Raw genomic sequence first — 16,176 nt, forward strand, 5'->3', positions numbered from 1 at the left:
ACATAAAATGCCCAAATTGTGCAACAGAAAACATCAACAATGATTACTGTAGTAATTGTGGGACAATTTTGAATGTAGTTTTGAAGCGAAAGCTAGCTCGTGAAAAAACAATGAAGACACGAATTGAAAAACAAAGCGCAGAAAAACCAAGTAAATTGGGCGCATTTTTAAAGCGTGGCGAAGAACATTCAAATATATTAATTAGAGGTTTTTTTAAAGTTTCTTATGCAATATGGTATTTCTTTGCCGTCATTTTGGGTGGTCTTATTGCGGCAATAATTGCTGCAGCTGCCGGATAAGAATAATGGATCAAAATTATGTGGAGAAAAATACTGTATTTTATGGCGTTGTTAATAGCTTTAACTATTTATGGTTTGCAAAAATCTCATTTCTCATTACCTTTATTAATCAGCAATTATATTACTGATTTTCTGTGTTTACCGTTAGTGTTAGGCTTTATTACCTTTTTAATTCGTTTGATTAAAAATGACAAAATCTTTCGGCTTCCCCTTTATATTATTTTAATTCTAGCTTGCTACTATTCCCTTTTCTTTGAATATTATTTGCCAAAAGTCAATTCGAGATATACTGCCGATTGGATTGATGTTGGACTGTATTTCTTGAGTGGAATTTCATTTTATTATCTCGAAAAAAGAGAAATAGGTTTCAAATTATCTTAAAAAGATTTGTTTTAAACTGTTTTTAGCATGCAAACCACACCAAATTATTTTACAAATTTTGCTTTTAAAATAAAAAGTAGCGACATGAGCAAAACCAAACTTATCATTAACGACAGAGGATCGATACGCATTGATGGCGATTTTGAAATTATGGATCATGAAGGAAAAATTTATGGTTTAGAAGGACGCACGGCTTTAGGACTTTGCCGTTGTGGACATTCGGTCAAAAACCTTTTGGAGATGGAACACATCGAGCTAACTTCAAACACGTAGCCAAAGCTTGAATGTTAGGTTTTGAGTTCTTATTTGTTCCTTTTTAGCTGCAAAAAACAGGAAACTCTTTTTAAACCTATCAAAAAGGATTTCTGTAACCAATAAAAAAACATACAATTCTTACTTTTTTTTCATAAAAAACAGCAAACCAACACTGTAAGTCTGAAATTTTTGAGTTAATTTTGATTGTTATCAACTCAGTAAAAACAATCGTTATGTTAGCTAAAACCTCCAAAACACTTTTTTTATTTCTAATGTTGCTTTTTTCGGCCATTGCATTTGCTCAAAACGATGTGATCTTGAAGAAAAATGGAGAAGAAATGCAAGGAAAAGTAATGAAAATGAATCAAGACGATTTGATTTTTGTTTACAAAAACGAAACCGTTGAATATCCTGTTAAATTTTCGGATATTATCAAAATTACTTTTGCATCGGGTCGTGTTCAGAATTTTAATACCGCACCTAGCACTACGGCTTTAAATACTGAAAACCATCAAAACAAGGCGGCAATTTTGCCTTTTGGATATATTAAAGATCAAGAAACTTCTAATACTTTAATGACACAAAAAATTCAGCTCGAAACTTATAAATATTTCAAGCAAAATGCGGTTCAAATTCAATTTCAAGACCCGATGACAACCAATGCTTTATTGGCAAAAGCCGGCATAAACGAAAGCAATTTACAAGCGCATACTATTGATGAAATAGCCAATATTTTAGGAGTAGCCTATATTGTAAACGGTTTGGTATCTATAGTAAAAACATCGGTCACCAACTCTTCTTACGGATCAGTAGATGTAAAAGAAAATTCTAAAAACAAAACAACAGCTAACTCCAGTACTTACAATTATGCTACGCAAAACTATTCTACCACCATAACCATGAACGTATATACCGACCAAGGAGAAAATATTTATACGCAAGATCATAACTCTTTTTGGCAAACCGAAGATGCCTATAAAATTACATTGGGTTATTTAGCCAAAAGATCACCCATTTTTAAACGTTAAAATCCCCTAATACTATAGAAAGACAAAGCCGTTAAATATTTTTTTAACGGCTCTTTTATAATATAAAATCTAAAATCCATTTTCTATATTAAAATCTTATATTAAAAATTTACAAAATAACTTTAACCCCAGTATAAATTAAATAATCTTCTGCATAAAAATCATATTCAGGCTCACAATAAAGGTAAACAATAAAATTCTTAGCTCTTATGGTTCGTCCCAAACCTACTCCTGCCGGTATTTCATTTTTTCCAGTATCTAAATTAAACAACATTCGGGGATGCTATCGAACTTCCCAAAGGCCATCTTTTGTGAATTTATAATAAATTCCATATTGCGCTTCAATAGTATTGTTTACTTGATACGTAAATAGCTCAACGAATTTCCATTTTTTATTAGATTGAATCCCTACTAAATTTACACCACCGCTAAATCCATTTAATTTAGAATCGGAGATAACAACCCCCACTCCTAATTGAGATTTCCAAGATTGATTGTTTGGAGATAATTTAAAAAGTTTGGCAACTAAAAAAGAAGTAGATCCATAATTCAAGTCGCCAGGATGTGCTTTATTATAATCAATTGCACCTCTATAAAACCATTTATCGGTAGTAAAATTTACAATGTTTTGCATATCCAACAAGTTCGGTTTTATACGGAAAATTTGATATATATTCCAACCTTTAGAAAGCGGGTTGCTGGCATCCACTTCCTCTTCTTCTATTTCTTGACCCCATGTTATAGCGGACAATAGCAAGAAACTCGCAATTAATAATTTTCTCATATAACTTGCTGATTTTAAATTGAACTTCTTTCAAAAACTAAACTAATTTACTAAAAAAACAAACTTCTATAAGAAAACACTTTAAAAAAAATAAGTGTTTTTTATACCGAATAAATTTCGTCTTCTTATGTTTACGTCGTCCTAATAACCACATTATGAATTAGAAATCATTAAGACTGGAATTCAATATTAATTAGATAAAAGAAGATTTTATCGGTATTGACTAATAAAATAGAACCAATTTAAACTAAAGTACGATATAGTATCTTCAGAATAATTTTTGCAAACTTTGCTTTTAAAAAAATAAAAAGTAGCGACATGAGCAAAACCAAACTTATCATTAACGACAACGGATCGATACGCATTGATGGCGATTTTGAAATTATGGATCAAGACGGAAAAATTTATGGTTTAGAAGGACGCACGGCTTTAGGACTTTGCCGTTGTGGACAATCGGCCAACAAACCTTTTTGCGATGGAACACATCGAGCCAACTTCAAACACGAAGCCAAAGCTTTCGATTTACCTCCGATGAAAACCAAATAATTAAAGATTAAAAAGTACAATAAGCTGCATGATAAATGCGGCTTATTTTAGTTAATATTCAAACATTTAACCGTTTCATTCCCAAAATAACTACTTTTATATTTAAATTAGAATTATACGTTATAATGCTTTGAAGACATGATAAAAAAAGGAATTTTTACGCTAATTTTTCTAAACTTACTATGCAGTACTCTTAGAGCTCAAAGTAAAATCAATATTTTTTCAGGCGATAAAATTGAGCTTTTCTCCGAGATTCATTATCAAGCAATTCCTCCTGTTGCGTTAACGGAATACAAATCTGTTCAAACCAGAAATACAAACATACAAAACCCAAAAATTGCTTTAGGAATTGGCATTTCTGGCGGCGGATCACGAGCAGAATTTTTTAGTTTAGGCGTTCTTTTAGAATTAGAAAACCTAAAATCTCAAAAAACCAAACACAATGTACTAACCGAAATTGATTATTTTTCAACCGTATCTGGGGGTTGTTTTTCGGCAGGTTATTATTTAACGCTTCTTAAAAACAAACTTTTACCAGATGAATCTTCTTTTTATGATTTTTACTTCTCTCAATCCAATATTTACAAATCTGAGGTAAACAAAACCGCTAATGCTTTTTCTCTGTTAAACAATAAAAAAAATGAAAAGGGAGAAAAAATTTCAATGACCCAACGTTTGGATTTAGAGGTTCTGCAATACGACATTACCAATCCCGAAAACAGCTCAAAATTCAATTCGCAAATGCTTTTATCGGATTTTTTTATTCCAAAAAACAGTCCAAAAAACCAAACTTTACCAATCTTAGTAGCGAATGCGGCAGCGTACAACAATGGCGAAAGATTTCCTTTTATGCCTCATATTTTAAAATCAATGTGGATCAACGCTTCTTTAGCTCCCAATGTTGCCGCAATTCCGTTAACAGAAGAAGGTTATAACGATGGTTATCTTTTTCCCCTCACCTATGCCATTACAGCTAGTTCGGCATTCCCAGGAGTGCTGCCAAAAGTAAAATTTGGAATTAAAGATCAAGAAAAAATACTTTGTCTTATTGATGGAGGCGCTGCTGAAAACATGGGTTACAAAACTTTAATTGAACTTCTTTCATGCGATTTGCAGGTTAACAACCATAATAAAAGAGCCATATTTATAGATTGTTTGGGAGAAGGAAAAAAAAGCGCTTTTATAGCCGACCAAAAAATCAATTTATTTAATTTACTAGAAACCGCAACGCTTTACACCGTATTAACCAAATACATCACATTTGATAAGGATGTAGAATTAGAACTCGAAAAATCGGGAATTCCGACTTCAAATTACACCACTATAGGCTTTGGAACCATTCGGGATTATTTGAATAGTTTAAATAAAAACGAAGAGTACAATCAATTTGTAACGCAATTAAGAAACACCCCTAACACAGAGAGTAATTGGCAAAAGCTTTATGAAAGTTTTAAATTAAGATTAATCAACGATTTTGGCTTAAAAAGTTTTAGAACAAACCGCAACAATCAAGTTATGCTTGCTAGTTTAGAAAATAATAAATTTCCAGCTCTTTCTTCAACCCAAATTTTACTCTTATACGAATACGCTTCACAAATTCAAACCAAACTAAAAATCACTGACGAAGAAGAACAAATGCTCCTTTTGGCAGGTAGATTTGCCACTTTTATAAAATCAAAAAAATTACTCGAATTCCTCGAAGAACATTAAATTACTGATTACAAATAATTTACCTTTTAAAAATCTTATTTCATTGAATTTTCAAAAATAAAACACATTTCTATCCCTCAAATATTTATCCGAAATTTGCATTTCTTTTAAAAGTAAATACCATGGAAAACTTACCCATTATTGTATCTGAAAATGCCTTTAATAGTCCTAATCCACAAGACATCATCCATTCTAATATCTCGATTATCAATTTGATGCGAGAAGAAGGACTTGACGACGAACTTATTCACGACGATGCTTTGTTAAGTTATTACCTAGATTATTACGTGGCACAATGCACACAAGGCGAATTTGCTCAATTTGTTTATCATTCGGGTTGGGATGCCGAATTGAATTTGTTGCTTGAAGAGGGCTTACAGCTAATTGGTGCCAACGATCATTTGGTGTTTTTTCAGCAGCAAGTCAAAAAAGTAAGTTTGATGAGTACTGTAAAACGTGATAAGTTTTTTAAAGGAAAATTAGAAGGCGTAAATGCCATTCGAGATGCAATCAACGAAAATTCTTTTGCTAAAATAGAAGAAAATCTAACGGAACTCAATGCTGCCTTTTTAAAATCACACCCTGATTTACAAGCCCTTCCGATAGAAACTATTTTTACCACTTTAGAAGAAATAGTCGGACACGAAATCAAACGCATGTAATTTTCTTCTTTTAAATTAATTGCTTCAAAAGTAAATTAGGACCTAAAGTAGTAAAAAAGGGTGCAATAGCATGAAACTTTACCTTTAAGTCTCGAACATTTCCTTAAATTTGCTTCGCTTATACGAAATTTAATAGTTAAAAAATTCAACTATGTTACAAATTACATTTATTAGAGAAAACCAGGAAAAAGTAATCAAGGCCTTGGCAAAAAGAAATTTTGATGCCAAAAGTGTTGTTGAAGAAGTAGTTTTATTGGATGAAAAACGCCGTGCTACTCAAGTAGAATTAGATACTGTTTTGTCCGAATCTAATAAATTATCCAAAGACATTGGCGAATTGATGAAAGCGGGCGAAAAAGCCAAAGCAGCTATTTTAAAAGAAAAAACGGTTGCCTTAAAAGAAAAAAGCAAAGATTTATCAGACAAAGCCGAAGCATTGGCTTTTGCACTAACTCAAAAAATGTATACATTGCCCAACCTTCCTGCGGATATTGTTCCAGAAGGAAAAACGGCCGAAGACAACCTGAACGTTTACCAACAAGGTGAAATTCCAACCTTACACGAAGGTGCTTTACCGCACTGGGAATTGGTAAAAAAATATGACATTATTGATTTTGAATTGGGAACCAAAATTACTGGTGCCGGTTTTCCAGTTTACAAAGGTAAAGGAGCTCGATTGCAACGTGCTTTAATTAATTATTTTTTAGATAAAAACACCGCCGCAGGTTACAACGAAGTGCAAGTGCCGCATTTGGTAAACGAAGCATCGGGATACGGAACTGGTCAATTACCCGACAAAGAAGGGCAAATGTACCACGTTACCGTAGATGATTTGTATTTGATTCCGACAGCAGAAGTTCCGGTAACCAATTTGTACCGAGATGTCATTTTAAACGAAAACGATTTGCCAGTTTTACACACAGCATACACGCCTTGTTTCCGTCGCGAAGCGGGTTCTTATGGTGCTCACGTTCGTGGTCTAAATCGTTTGCACCAATTTGATAAAGTTGAAATTGTACGCATTGAACACCCTGATAATTCATACAAAGCATTAGACGGAATGGTAGAACACGTGCAACATATTTTACAAGAATTGAAATTACCGTACCGAATTTTACGTTTGTGTGGCGGCGATATGGGATTTACCTCGGCTTTGACTTATGATTTTGAAGTATTTTCAACGGCACAAGACCGTTGGTTAGAAATTAGTTCGGTTTCTAATTTTGAAACTTTTCAAGCCAATCGTTTAAAATTGCGTTTCAAAGACAAAGAAGGCAAAAACCAATTGGCACACACTTTAAACGGAAGCTCTTTGGCATTGCCACGCGTTTTAGCCGGAATTTTAGAAAATTACCAAACACCCGAAGGTATTGTAATTCCAGAAGTATTACGTCCTTATTGTGGGTTTGACATTATAGATTAATCAGTGTTCGGTTTATAGTCTCGGTTTCCAATGCCGAGACTGCAAACTGAGACTACAACATTTAAAAACCGAATATGAAAAATCTTTTGATCTATATCGTTTTGTTGTGGTCTACTTTGGCACTCGCTCAAAACGAACAACTCGCCCAATATTACTACGAAAGAGGCGACTTTGAAAAAGCTAAAATTAGCTACGAAGAACTGTTAAAAGCCTCGCCTTCTAACACCCAATATTTTCTTCGCACTATTGATTGTTACCAGCAATTACAACAATACGATTTGGCTGAAAAAACAATTGAGTCCCGTTTTAACAAATACAAACAAGGTGCTTATTTAGTCGAATTGGGTTACAATTACCAATTGCAAAAAAACGATTCCAAAGCCAATCAATATTACAATCAGGCTATCGAAAAAATTGCACAAAACCCAAATGAAGTTTACGGCATTGCCAATTCTTTCGAAAAAAAAGTACTGCTCGAATATGCTTTAAAAGCCTATCAAACCGCTACAAAAGCACAACCACAATACAATTTTAATTTTCAAATTGGATTGCTCTACGGGCAATTAGGCAAAACCGATTTGATGATTGATACGTTGCTCGACGAATCTTTTCAAAACCAAGAAAACAGCAATTTGATTCAAATGCAATTGTCACGCTATATGAGCGAAGCATTGGAAAGTGGTTTTAGCGATGCCTTGCGTAAAGCCTTAATTCTTCGCACGCAAAAAAACCAAGATATTTTTTGGAACCACTATTTGAGTTGGTTTTATGTGCAACAAAAAGAATTTGGAAAAGCATTTGTACAAGAAAAAGCCATTTACAAACGCAATCCAGAATCGTTGGCGAGTATTCTCAATTTAGCTCAATTTGCTTTAGACGAAGACGATGAAACGGCCGCACAAGAAATTTTGACTTTTGTAACCGAAAACACAACCAATCCAGATATTCTCATTCCGGCCAATGCCGATTTGATGACCATTAAAATTGAGCAAGCTACGGAGAAGGATTATCCACAACTCAAAACCGAATTGGAAGCCTTATTGCAACAATTCGAAATTAACCCGAATACCTTATCTTTGCAGCTTATTCAAGCGCATTTTACGGCTTTTAATTTAAAGAAACCGGAAGAAGCGAGAAAAATGGTGCAAAACGCCCTCGAATTACCGCTGAACAATTATCAAATTGCCGATGCTAAAATGGAATTGGCTGATATTTTGCTCTTTGAAGAAAAATTCAATCAAGCTTTATTGTATTATTCGCAAATAGAACTTGATTTAAAAAATGATGTTTTGGCGCACGAAGCCAGTTTAAAAGCCGCTAAAACAAGCTATTTTAAAACCGATTTTGTTTGGGCTTTAAAACAATTTAAGACTTTAAAATCGGCCAGCACACAACTTATTGCCAACGATGCGCTAGAATATTTTTTATTGATAAACGACAACACCATTGCCGACTCAACACAAGTGGCCTTAAAGGCTTTTGCAAAAGGCGATTATTTGGTTTATCAAAACCGCCAAGACGAAGCTGTAGCGCAGTTTCAATTGGTTTTAAAAGCATTTAAAGGCAACGAAATTGAAAGTGTTACGCTGCTTCGTTTGGGTCAAACCTACGAAAAATTACAGCAATATGATTTGGCTTTGGCTCAGTATCAAACTATTATTGACCAACACAAAGAAAGCATTTACAGCGACGAAGCCTTATTTTTTTCGGCCGAAATTTATAACGAAAAATTACACAATCCCGATAAAGCAAAGCCCTTGTACGAAAAAATCATTTTCAACCATCAAGACAGCATTTACTTTGTTGAAGCACGAAAAAAATACCGCGCCCTTCGCGGCGACAGCAATTTATAAAACAGAAAGAAGTTAACGTTTTAATCCAAACGTTATAAAAAATATACTCATGATTATATACAACGTAACAACCAATATACACGAAAGCGTGCATGACCAATGGTTAAACTGGATGCAAAAAACGCACATTCCTGCCGTTTTGAATACCAAAATATTCAGCTCGGCGCGTATGGTAAAAGTTTTAGTTGAAGAAGAAATGGGCGGTATTACCTACTCGACCCAATATGTAACCGACAGTAAAGCTTCTTTAGAAGAATTTTATCAAAAACACCAAGCGCAATTGGATCAAGAAGCCTTACAATTATTTGCCGACAAAATGCTTTCCTTTCGTACCGAATTGGAAGTAGTTTCAGAGCATTAATATCTAAAAATGAAATCGTTGAGACTACAAACTAGGCTCATAAAAATGCAGCAAAATGGAAAAAGTTAAAGCTAAAAAACACCTAGGACAACATTTCTTAAAAGATGAAAGCATTGCCAAAGACATTGCCGACTCATTAAGCCTTCAAGGCTACAATTCGGTCTTAGAAATTGGACCTGGAATGGGCGTGCTCACCAAATATTTGCTCGAAAAACCCATTACGACCTATGTCATTGAAATAGACACCGAATCAGTAACCTATTTAGAAGCCAATTATCCCAAATTGCATGATAAAATTATTTCGAAAGATTTTTTAAGATACGATGTAAACGAAATTTTTAAAGGCGAACAATTTGCCATAATTGGAAATTTCCCTTATAATATTTCGAGTCAAATTGTTTTTAGAGCTTTGGAATTGCGAAACCAAATTCCGGAATTTTCGGGGATGTTTCAAAAAGAAGTTGCCGAGAGAATTTGCGAGAAAAAAGGTTCCAAAACCTACGGCATTTTATCGGTTTTAGCCCAAGCTTTTTATGATACGCAATATTTATTTACGGTTGATGAAAATGTGTTTAATCCACCTCCAAAAGTAAAATCGGGTGTCATGATTATGAAACGTAAAGAAGATTTTAGTTTGCCTTGCAGCGAAAAATTATTTTTTACAGTAGTAAAAACAGCCTTTCAGCAACGCCGAAAAACATTACGTAACAGTTTGAAAACATTGCAACTATCCGACAATTTGAGAGAAGATACTATCTTTGACAAACGCCCAGAACAATTGAGCGTGGAAGAATTTATTGCACTAACTCAAAAAATAGAAGCCGATGGAATTTAAAGTTAGTAAAGAATTAATTGCCGAATTAGAAAAACATATCGCCGAAAAAAACGACAAAGAATTGGCCGTTTTAATGAACGATATGCACCATGCTGATATCGCCGAAATTCTGGATGAATTAGATTTTGAAGATGCCACTTATATTTTTAAGGTTTTAGATAGCGATCAAACCGCCGAAATTTTATTAGAATTAGAAGACGATTTACGTGAAAATATTTTAAGTCGCCTTTCGCCTAAAGAAATCGCCGAAGAGCTGGATGAATTAGATACCAATGACGCTGCCGATATTATTGCCGAATTATCGCAAGAAATAAAAGCGGAAGTTATCAACGAGTTGATGGACGTAGAACACGCCAAAGACATTGTTGACTTGTTGCGTTACGACGAGAATTCGGCCGGAGGATTAATGGGGAAAGAGCTTGTAAAAGTCAATGAAAACTGGAATGTGCTAACTTGTGTAAAAGAAATGCGTATTCAGGCCGAAAACGTTTCGCGAGTACATTCTATCTATGTGGTAGATGATGAAAACCGATTAAAAGGCAGACTTTCGTTAAAAGATTTACTTACAACCTCAACTAAAACGCAAATTTCGGACATTTACATCCGGAAATTAAACTTTGTAAATGTAGATACCGACGATGTAGAAGTAGCGCGTATCATGCAAAAATACGATTTGGAGGCTATACCGGTAGTAGACGAATTAGGTCGCTTGGTTGGCCGTATTACCATTGACGATATCGTAGATGTAATCAAGGAGGAAGCCGATAAAGATTACCAAATGGCGGCGGGTATTACACAAGATATTGAAACCAACGATAGCATTGTAGAATTAATTAGAGCGCGCTTACCTTGGCTTTTAATTGGGTTTGTTATTGAAATTATTGCTTCGTTTGTACTTAAAGACAACGAACGTGCTTTTGAAAAATACACTACCCTTATCATTTTTGTGCCTTTGCTTTCGGCCACAGCCGGAAATATTGGCGTACAGGCCTCCGCAATAGTGGTACAAGGTTTGGCTAACGGAACTTTAAAAGAATTTAGCAGCAATTATTTTAGTAAAGAAATAACCGTTTCTATGGTTTCGGGAACTATAATTTCGCTATTGTTATTGGTGTATCATTCCCTTATGTACCAACAATATTTAGTGGGATTTGCCATTTCAATCTCGATGATTGTGGTTATTTTATTTGCCGCCACGTTGGGGACATTAGTGCCTTTATTTTTACACAAAAACAAAATAGACCCCGCTATTGCTACAGGTCCGTTTATTACTACCAGCAACGATGTTTTTGGCATTATGCTGTATTTTTGGGTCGCCAAATTAATTCTCGGCTTTTAATCCCTTTAAAAATTAACTAACCAAAACATATAATAAAAAACAACAATGAAAGTACACATTATAGGCGGAGGAAACTTAGGTGTTTCTATTGCCGTTGGAATTGCCAAATTTTCAAAAAACAACCAAGTAACCGTAACACGCCGAAATACCGCCAGTATTTTGCATTTAAAAGAATTAGGAATTACGGTTTCATCCGATAATAAACATCAAATTCAAGAGGCCGATGTGGTTATTTTAACCATCAAACCCTATCAGGTAGACACCGTTTTAGCCGAAATTTTACCCGTCATTCAGAACAAAACAATTGCCTCGGCTGTGAGTGGGTTGTCGTTAGAAATGTTGCAAACCAAAACAAACAATACTTTGCCAGTAGTTCGTATCATGCCAAATATTGCGGCACAATTTGGCGAATCGGCCACCTGTATTTCGTATCCAGAAAAATACAAAGAAGCTGCTTTACCGTTGGTTGATTTATTTCAGAATTTAGGAACCGCCCCTGTTATTGACGAAAAATTAATGGATGCTGCAACCGTTTTAGGCGCCTGCGGAACGGCTTATGCTTTACGTTATGTTCGTGCCTCTATGCAAGCCGGAATCGAAATCGGTTTTGATTCGCAAACCGCATTAGCTATTGCTGCACAAACCGTAAAAGGAGCTGCACAAATGTTATTAGAAGAAAAAGTACATCCCGAACAATTGATTGACCGCGTAACAACGCCTCAAGGTTGTACCATCGTAGGATTAAACGAAATGGAACACAACGGGTTTAGTTCTTCGTTAATCAAAGGAATCAAAACATCGTTAAATCAAATTAAAGGAAATTAAAATCCAAATTATGATCTACAAACGCTTTTTACTTGGTATTTTACTCATATCCACTTTAGCAACTTTGGCTCAAAATCCGTTAAATTTTGGCAGTAACATCAAAACAGCCGATCCCTCTGCTCACGTTTGGAAAGATGGTAAAATGTACCTTTATACTTCCCATGATATCGAATGCCAACCCGATTTTTTTATGAAAGACTGGCATGTTTTTTCCTCGAGCGATTTGGTAAACTGGACCGATCACGGCGCTTGTATGACAGTAGACGATTTAACTTGGGCCGATAATTTTGCTTGGGCTCCCGATTGTGCTTACAAAAACGGCAAATATTATTTTTGTTTTCCGGCCGGGAATGGTTTCAAAGACCGTGTTAATCCAAAAAACAGTACCAAATGGATGGGAATAGGCATTGCGGTTAGCGATTCGCCTACTGGTCCTTTTAAAGACGCTATAGGAAAACCGCTTTGGACCAAACCTTACGCCAATGACCCTTGCTTATTTATTGATGATGATGGCAAAGGTTATATCTACTTTAATGGTGGAGGCGATTATTTGGTTGCGGAAATGGCAGCTGATTTATTAAGTGTAAAAGGCGATTTGTACACCATGGATATGGGCGGTTACAAACCCAAAAGAGAAGGTCCTTGGGTTTTTAAACGCAAGGGGATTTATTATTATACGATGCCAGAAGACAATCAGATTTTGACGTATTATACAGCACAATCTCCAAAAGGCCCTTGGAAATACCAAGGTGTGATTATGGATGAAGAAAACGACAGCAACAACCATCACTCTATCGTAGAATTTAAAGGAAAATGGGTTTTGTTTTACCACAAATGGATTGAAGACAAAACCTCCGATTGTAATAAGAAGCAACGCGTTACTTGCGCCGAAAATCTTTATTTTAATGAAGATGGCACTATTCAAAAAATAGTCAGAACCGATAAAGGCGTGGGCAATACCTTCAAATAAAAATCAAAAAAGGACTTTCAAACACAATGAAAGTCCTTTTTTTTTAACTAAACTCTAAAATTAATTTTGATGCTGATGTACCACTCGTGTTTTTTTGGTTTTCGATTTTAGAATAGAATTCAAATAAACGAATCCGAAAAATCCAGAAGTTAAGGAGGCAATTAAAATGGCTATTTTGGAATAGGTAATAATTTCGGGATCTGAAAAAGCCAAAATGGTTACAAAAATAGACATGGTAAAACCTATACCGCCCAACATTCCGGCTCCTAAAATATGCTTCCATTTAAGATCAACTGGCAATGCACAAACGCCCACTGTTACACTTAAAAAAGCAAATAATAAAATTCCAACCGGTTTTCCTACAACCAATCCTAAGATGATTCCGAATGCATTTAAGTGCGTTAAACCTTCGTGCCAATCGGAGCCAATTGCAATACAAGTATTGGCCAAAGCAAATAAGGGCAAAATAAAAAAGGAAACGGGTTTGTGTAAAAAATGCTGTAATTTATACGAGCTCGTTCTTGGTCCCCCGCCCGAAAACGGAATTACAAATGCCAATAAAACTCCGGTAATAGTAGCATGAACACCCGAGGTTAACATGTAGTACCACATAATAGCACCTCCGATTAAATACGGAATTAAATTTTGAACTTTCATTCGGTTTAAGATGAACAAAAATCCCATAATGCCGCCAGCAATTGCCAAATTTAAAAACGCAATACTTTTGGTATAAAAAATGGCAATGACCAAAATAGCGCCCAAATCATCAATTACAGCCAAAGCCGTTAAAAATACTTTTAAAGAGCTTGGCACTCTATTTCCTAACAGCGACAATATTCCGATAGCAAAAGCAATATCGGTCGCCATCGGGATTCCAGCTCCGCTTTGAGTTGCCGTTCCATAATTCAACAACAAATACAAACCCGCCGGAACCAACATACCACCTAAAGCACCAAAAATAGGCAAAGCCGCATTTTTAATACTCGACAATTCTCCTTTGTAAATTTCGCGTTCTAATTCGAGTCCGATTAACAAAAAGAAAATGGTCATCAAACCATCATTAATCCAATCGGTTACTGTATGATGGCCGATATGCGTGTTCCAAAAACCAATATAATCGGCAGATACACTTGAGTTGGCCAGAAAAAGAGATAGTAAGGTTACAAATATCAAGAGTACACCTCCCGATTTTTCGTTTTCAAAAAAGACTTTGAATGTTTTAGTTAATTTCATTATAAAATAGGCTTGTTTTGGTATGATATTAGGCGAAAAATTGCATAATTTTCAAAGTTAAAAAAATATCACCAATAAAAAATGAAACCGCTCCCTTTTCGAAAAAAACAAAATGGAATTGCATTTTCAATTTTTATAGCAACATCCGAAATACTTTTCAAAATAAATAGCACCCTTTTTTTGATAACTTTGTATTATGAAACAAAAAATCCTACATATAGACAGCAATCATCCAGTACTTTGGAACGAACTCGAAGCCGCTGGATTTGAAAATTACGCCGATTTTACTTCTTCAAAAGAAGAAATCGAAGCTAAAATTAAAGATTATCATGGCATCGTTATTCGCAGTCGATTTAAAATTGATTCGGTTTTTATTGATGCTGCACCGCAATTGCAATTTATAGCCCGAGTGGGTGCCGGATTAGAAAGCATTGATTGTGACTATGCCGAAAAGAAAGGGATTCAGCTTATTGCTGCTCCCGAAGGCAACCGGAATGCTGTAGCCGAGCATACTTTGGGAATGATTTTATCTCTTTTTAACAACTTGAATCGTGCAGATAAAGAAATTCGTTCTGGACAATGGAATCGAGAAAGCAACCGTGGTCATGAACTAGACGGAAAGGTGGTCGGTATAATTGGTTACGGCAACATGGGAAAATGGTTTGCTAAAAAATTACGCGGGTTTGCCGTAGAAGTTCTTTGCTACGACATTAAAGAAAACGTGGGCGATGACAATGCTCGCCAGGTTTCGTTGGCCGAATTTCAAGAAAAAACAGAGGTACTCAGTTTGCATTTACCTTGGACACCCGAAACCGATAAAATGGTCAACTCCTCGTTTATTAATGCCTTTTCAAAACCCTTTTGGATATTCAATACCTCACGAGGCAAAAACATTGTAACGGCTGATTTGGTCACTGCTTTACAATCAAAAAAAATTTTAGGAGCTGGATTAGATGTCTTGGAATACGAAAAACTATCCTTTGAAACCTTGTTTCAAGATAAAAATACTCCCGAAGCTTTTCAATATTTATTAGAAGCCGATAATGTGCTCTTATCGCCTCATGTGGCCGGTTGGACTTTTGAAAGTCACGAACGCTTAGCGCAAGTAATTGTGGATAAAATTATAGCCATTTACAAGGACTAAATACCAAAACCGCTATTGATTCGCAATCGATTATGTAAAAATAATCATACTTTGATGTTTTAAGTATGATTATTTTTTTTATTATTGTTTTCAAAATTTAACAAAAACAACTCTGAAGATAATTTAGATAAAATGAATTATATTGGAAATGTTGAAGCATTTTAATAATCCTAATTACTATAAAAATGGAAAACGCAACCCCTTTTGAAGAATGGAACCAACCCCAAGCGCCAAGACAAGAAAACAAAAAAATTGTAGCCGGAATATTAGCCTTGCTTTTTGGCACTCTAGGTGTGCATAAATTTGTTTTAGGATATACTAAAGAAGGCATAATTCAATTGGCGATTGGAGTTATAACCTGTGGTTTAGCTGGAATAATTGCTTTTATTGAAGGCATTATTTATCTAACAAAAACAGATGAAGATTTTTACCAAACCTATCAAGTGAATAAAAAACCTTGGTTTTAAAACTTTATAAAATGAAAATCCCACTTTATTAACTAGTGGGATTTTTTATTTTTACAGAAGA

The 16,176-nt window shown here is 35.0% G+C and carries 17 protein-coding genes; 15 read left to right on the forward strand and 2 right to left on the reverse strand.

Annotated features, from left to right (window positions below; all coding sequences use genetic code 11):
* Nucleotides 1–110 precede the first annotated feature (110 nt).
* The 3 genes from I5M07_RS06335 (at nucleotide 111) to I5M07_RS06345 (ending at nucleotide 1,963) form a co-directional block, all read left to right on the forward strand.
* Nucleotides 111–299, forward strand: a complete 189-nt coding sequence (locus I5M07_RS06335; protein WP_200105376.1) for a hypothetical protein — start codon at nucleotides 111–113, stop codon at nucleotides 297–299.
* A 465-nt stretch (nucleotides 300–764) separates the two neighbouring features.
* On the forward strand, nucleotides 765–953 hold the full coding sequence (locus tag I5M07_RS06340) for a CDGSH iron-sulfur domain-containing protein (protein ID WP_394369043.1): 189 nt from the start codon (nucleotides 765–767) through the stop codon (nucleotides 951–953).
* 215 nt (nucleotides 954–1,168) lie between these two features.
* Nucleotides 1,169–1,963 (forward strand): hypothetical protein, encoded by a 795-nt coding sequence (locus tag I5M07_RS06345; RefSeq protein WP_200105377.1) that lies wholly within the window; start codon nucleotides 1,169–1,171, stop codon nucleotides 1,961–1,963.
* A gap of 283 nt (nucleotides 1,964–2,246) precedes the next feature.
* Here I5M07_RS06345 and I5M07_RS06350 read toward each other — a convergent pair whose 3' ends face one another.
* Entirely contained in the window at nucleotides 2,247–2,747 is a 501-nt protein-coding gene (locus I5M07_RS06350) for a hypothetical protein (RefSeq protein ID WP_200105378.1), read from the reverse strand.
* A gap of 318 nt (nucleotides 2,748–3,065) precedes the next feature.
* Here I5M07_RS06350 and I5M07_RS06355 point away from each other — a divergent pair, with 318 nt between their 5' ends.
* The 10 genes from I5M07_RS06355 to I5M07_RS06400 all read left to right on the forward strand — a co-directional run bounded on the left by I5M07_RS06355 (nucleotide 3,066) and on the right by I5M07_RS06400 (nucleotide 13,271).
* Nucleotides 3,066–3,293, forward strand: coding sequence for a CDGSH iron-sulfur domain-containing protein (locus I5M07_RS06355; RefSeq protein ID WP_200105379.1), 228 nt, complete (start codon nucleotides 3,066–3,068; stop codon nucleotides 3,291–3,293).
* A 138-nt stretch (nucleotides 3,294–3,431) separates the two neighbouring features.
* Nucleotides 3,432–5,003, forward strand: coding sequence for a patatin-like phospholipase family protein (locus I5M07_RS06360; protein WP_200105380.1), 1,572 nt, complete (start codon nucleotides 3,432–3,434; stop codon nucleotides 5,001–5,003).
* Between the two features lie 122 nt (nucleotides 5,004–5,125).
* A complete protein-coding gene (locus I5M07_RS06365; protein WP_200105381.1) occupies nucleotides 5,126–5,665 on the forward strand; it encodes a DMP19 family protein in 540 nt (179 codons plus the stop codon).
* A gap of 151 nt (nucleotides 5,666–5,816) precedes the next feature.
* Nucleotides 5,817–7,088 carry a serine--tRNA ligase gene (gene serS / locus I5M07_RS06370; protein WP_200105382.1) on the forward strand — a complete coding sequence of 424 codons (1,272 nt, stop codon included), beginning with the start codon at nucleotides 5,817–5,819 and terminating at the stop codon, nucleotides 7,086–7,088.
* A 74-nt stretch (nucleotides 7,089–7,162) separates the two neighbouring features.
* Nucleotides 7,163–8,941, forward strand: a complete 1,779-nt coding sequence (locus I5M07_RS06375) for a tetratricopeptide repeat protein (protein WP_200105383.1) — start codon at nucleotides 7,163–7,165, stop codon at nucleotides 8,939–8,941.
* 49 nt (nucleotides 8,942–8,990) lie between these two features.
* On the forward strand, nucleotides 8,991–9,302 hold the full coding sequence (locus I5M07_RS06380; RefSeq protein WP_200105384.1) for a DUF4286 family protein: 312 nt from the start codon (nucleotides 8,991–8,993) through the stop codon (nucleotides 9,300–9,302).
* A gap of 55 nt (nucleotides 9,303–9,357) precedes the next feature.
* Entirely contained in the window at nucleotides 9,358–10,137 is a 780-nt protein-coding gene (rsmA, locus tag I5M07_RS06385; protein ID WP_200105385.1) for a 16S rRNA (adenine(1518)-N(6)/adenine(1519)-N(6))-dimethyltransferase RsmA, read from the forward strand.
* Nucleotides 10,127–11,476, forward strand: a complete 1,350-nt coding sequence (gene mgtE, locus I5M07_RS06390; RefSeq protein ID WP_200105386.1) for a magnesium transporter — start codon at nucleotides 10,127–10,129, stop codon at nucleotides 11,474–11,476. Before rsmA ends, mgtE begins: the two co-directional genes overlap by 11 nt.
* A gap of 45 nt (nucleotides 11,477–11,521) precedes the next feature.
* Nucleotides 11,522–12,301 carry a pyrroline-5-carboxylate reductase gene (gene proC / locus I5M07_RS06395; protein WP_200105387.1) on the forward strand — a complete coding sequence of 260 codons (780 nt, stop codon included), beginning with the start codon at nucleotides 11,522–11,524 and terminating at the stop codon, nucleotides 12,299–12,301.
* Nucleotides 12,302–12,311: 10 nt separating this feature from the next.
* Complete coding sequence (locus I5M07_RS06400) at nucleotides 12,312–13,271, forward strand: family 43 glycosylhydrolase (protein WP_200105388.1); 960 nt, start codon at nucleotides 12,312–12,314, stop codon at nucleotides 13,269–13,271.
* A gap of 60 nt (nucleotides 13,272–13,331) precedes the next feature.
* On the opposite strand, the gene nhaA is transcribed toward I5M07_RS06400, so the two are convergent.
* Complete coding sequence (gene nhaA, locus I5M07_RS06405) at nucleotides 13,332–14,504, reverse strand: Na+/H+ antiporter NhaA (protein ID WP_200105389.1); 1,173 nt, start codon at nucleotides 14,502–14,504, stop codon at nucleotides 13,332–13,334.
* A 196-nt stretch (nucleotides 14,505–14,700) separates the two neighbouring features.
* On the opposite strand from nhaA, the gene I5M07_RS06410 reads away from it, so the two are divergent.
* Nucleotides 14,701–15,648, forward strand: coding sequence for a 2-hydroxyacid dehydrogenase (locus I5M07_RS06410; protein ID WP_200105390.1), 948 nt, complete (start codon nucleotides 14,701–14,703; stop codon nucleotides 15,646–15,648).
* 185 nt (nucleotides 15,649–15,833) lie between these two features.
* On the forward strand, nucleotides 15,834–16,115 hold the full coding sequence (locus tag I5M07_RS06415) for a TM2 domain-containing protein (protein WP_200105391.1): 282 nt from the start codon (nucleotides 15,834–15,836) through the stop codon (nucleotides 16,113–16,115).
* Nucleotides 16,116–16,176: the final 61 nt, after the last annotated feature.

Origin of the sequence: Flavobacterium agrisoli (assembly GCF_016522065.1) — a bacterium.
GTDB lineage: Bacteria > Bacteroidota > Bacteroidia > Flavobacteriales > Flavobacteriaceae > Flavobacterium > Flavobacterium agrisoli.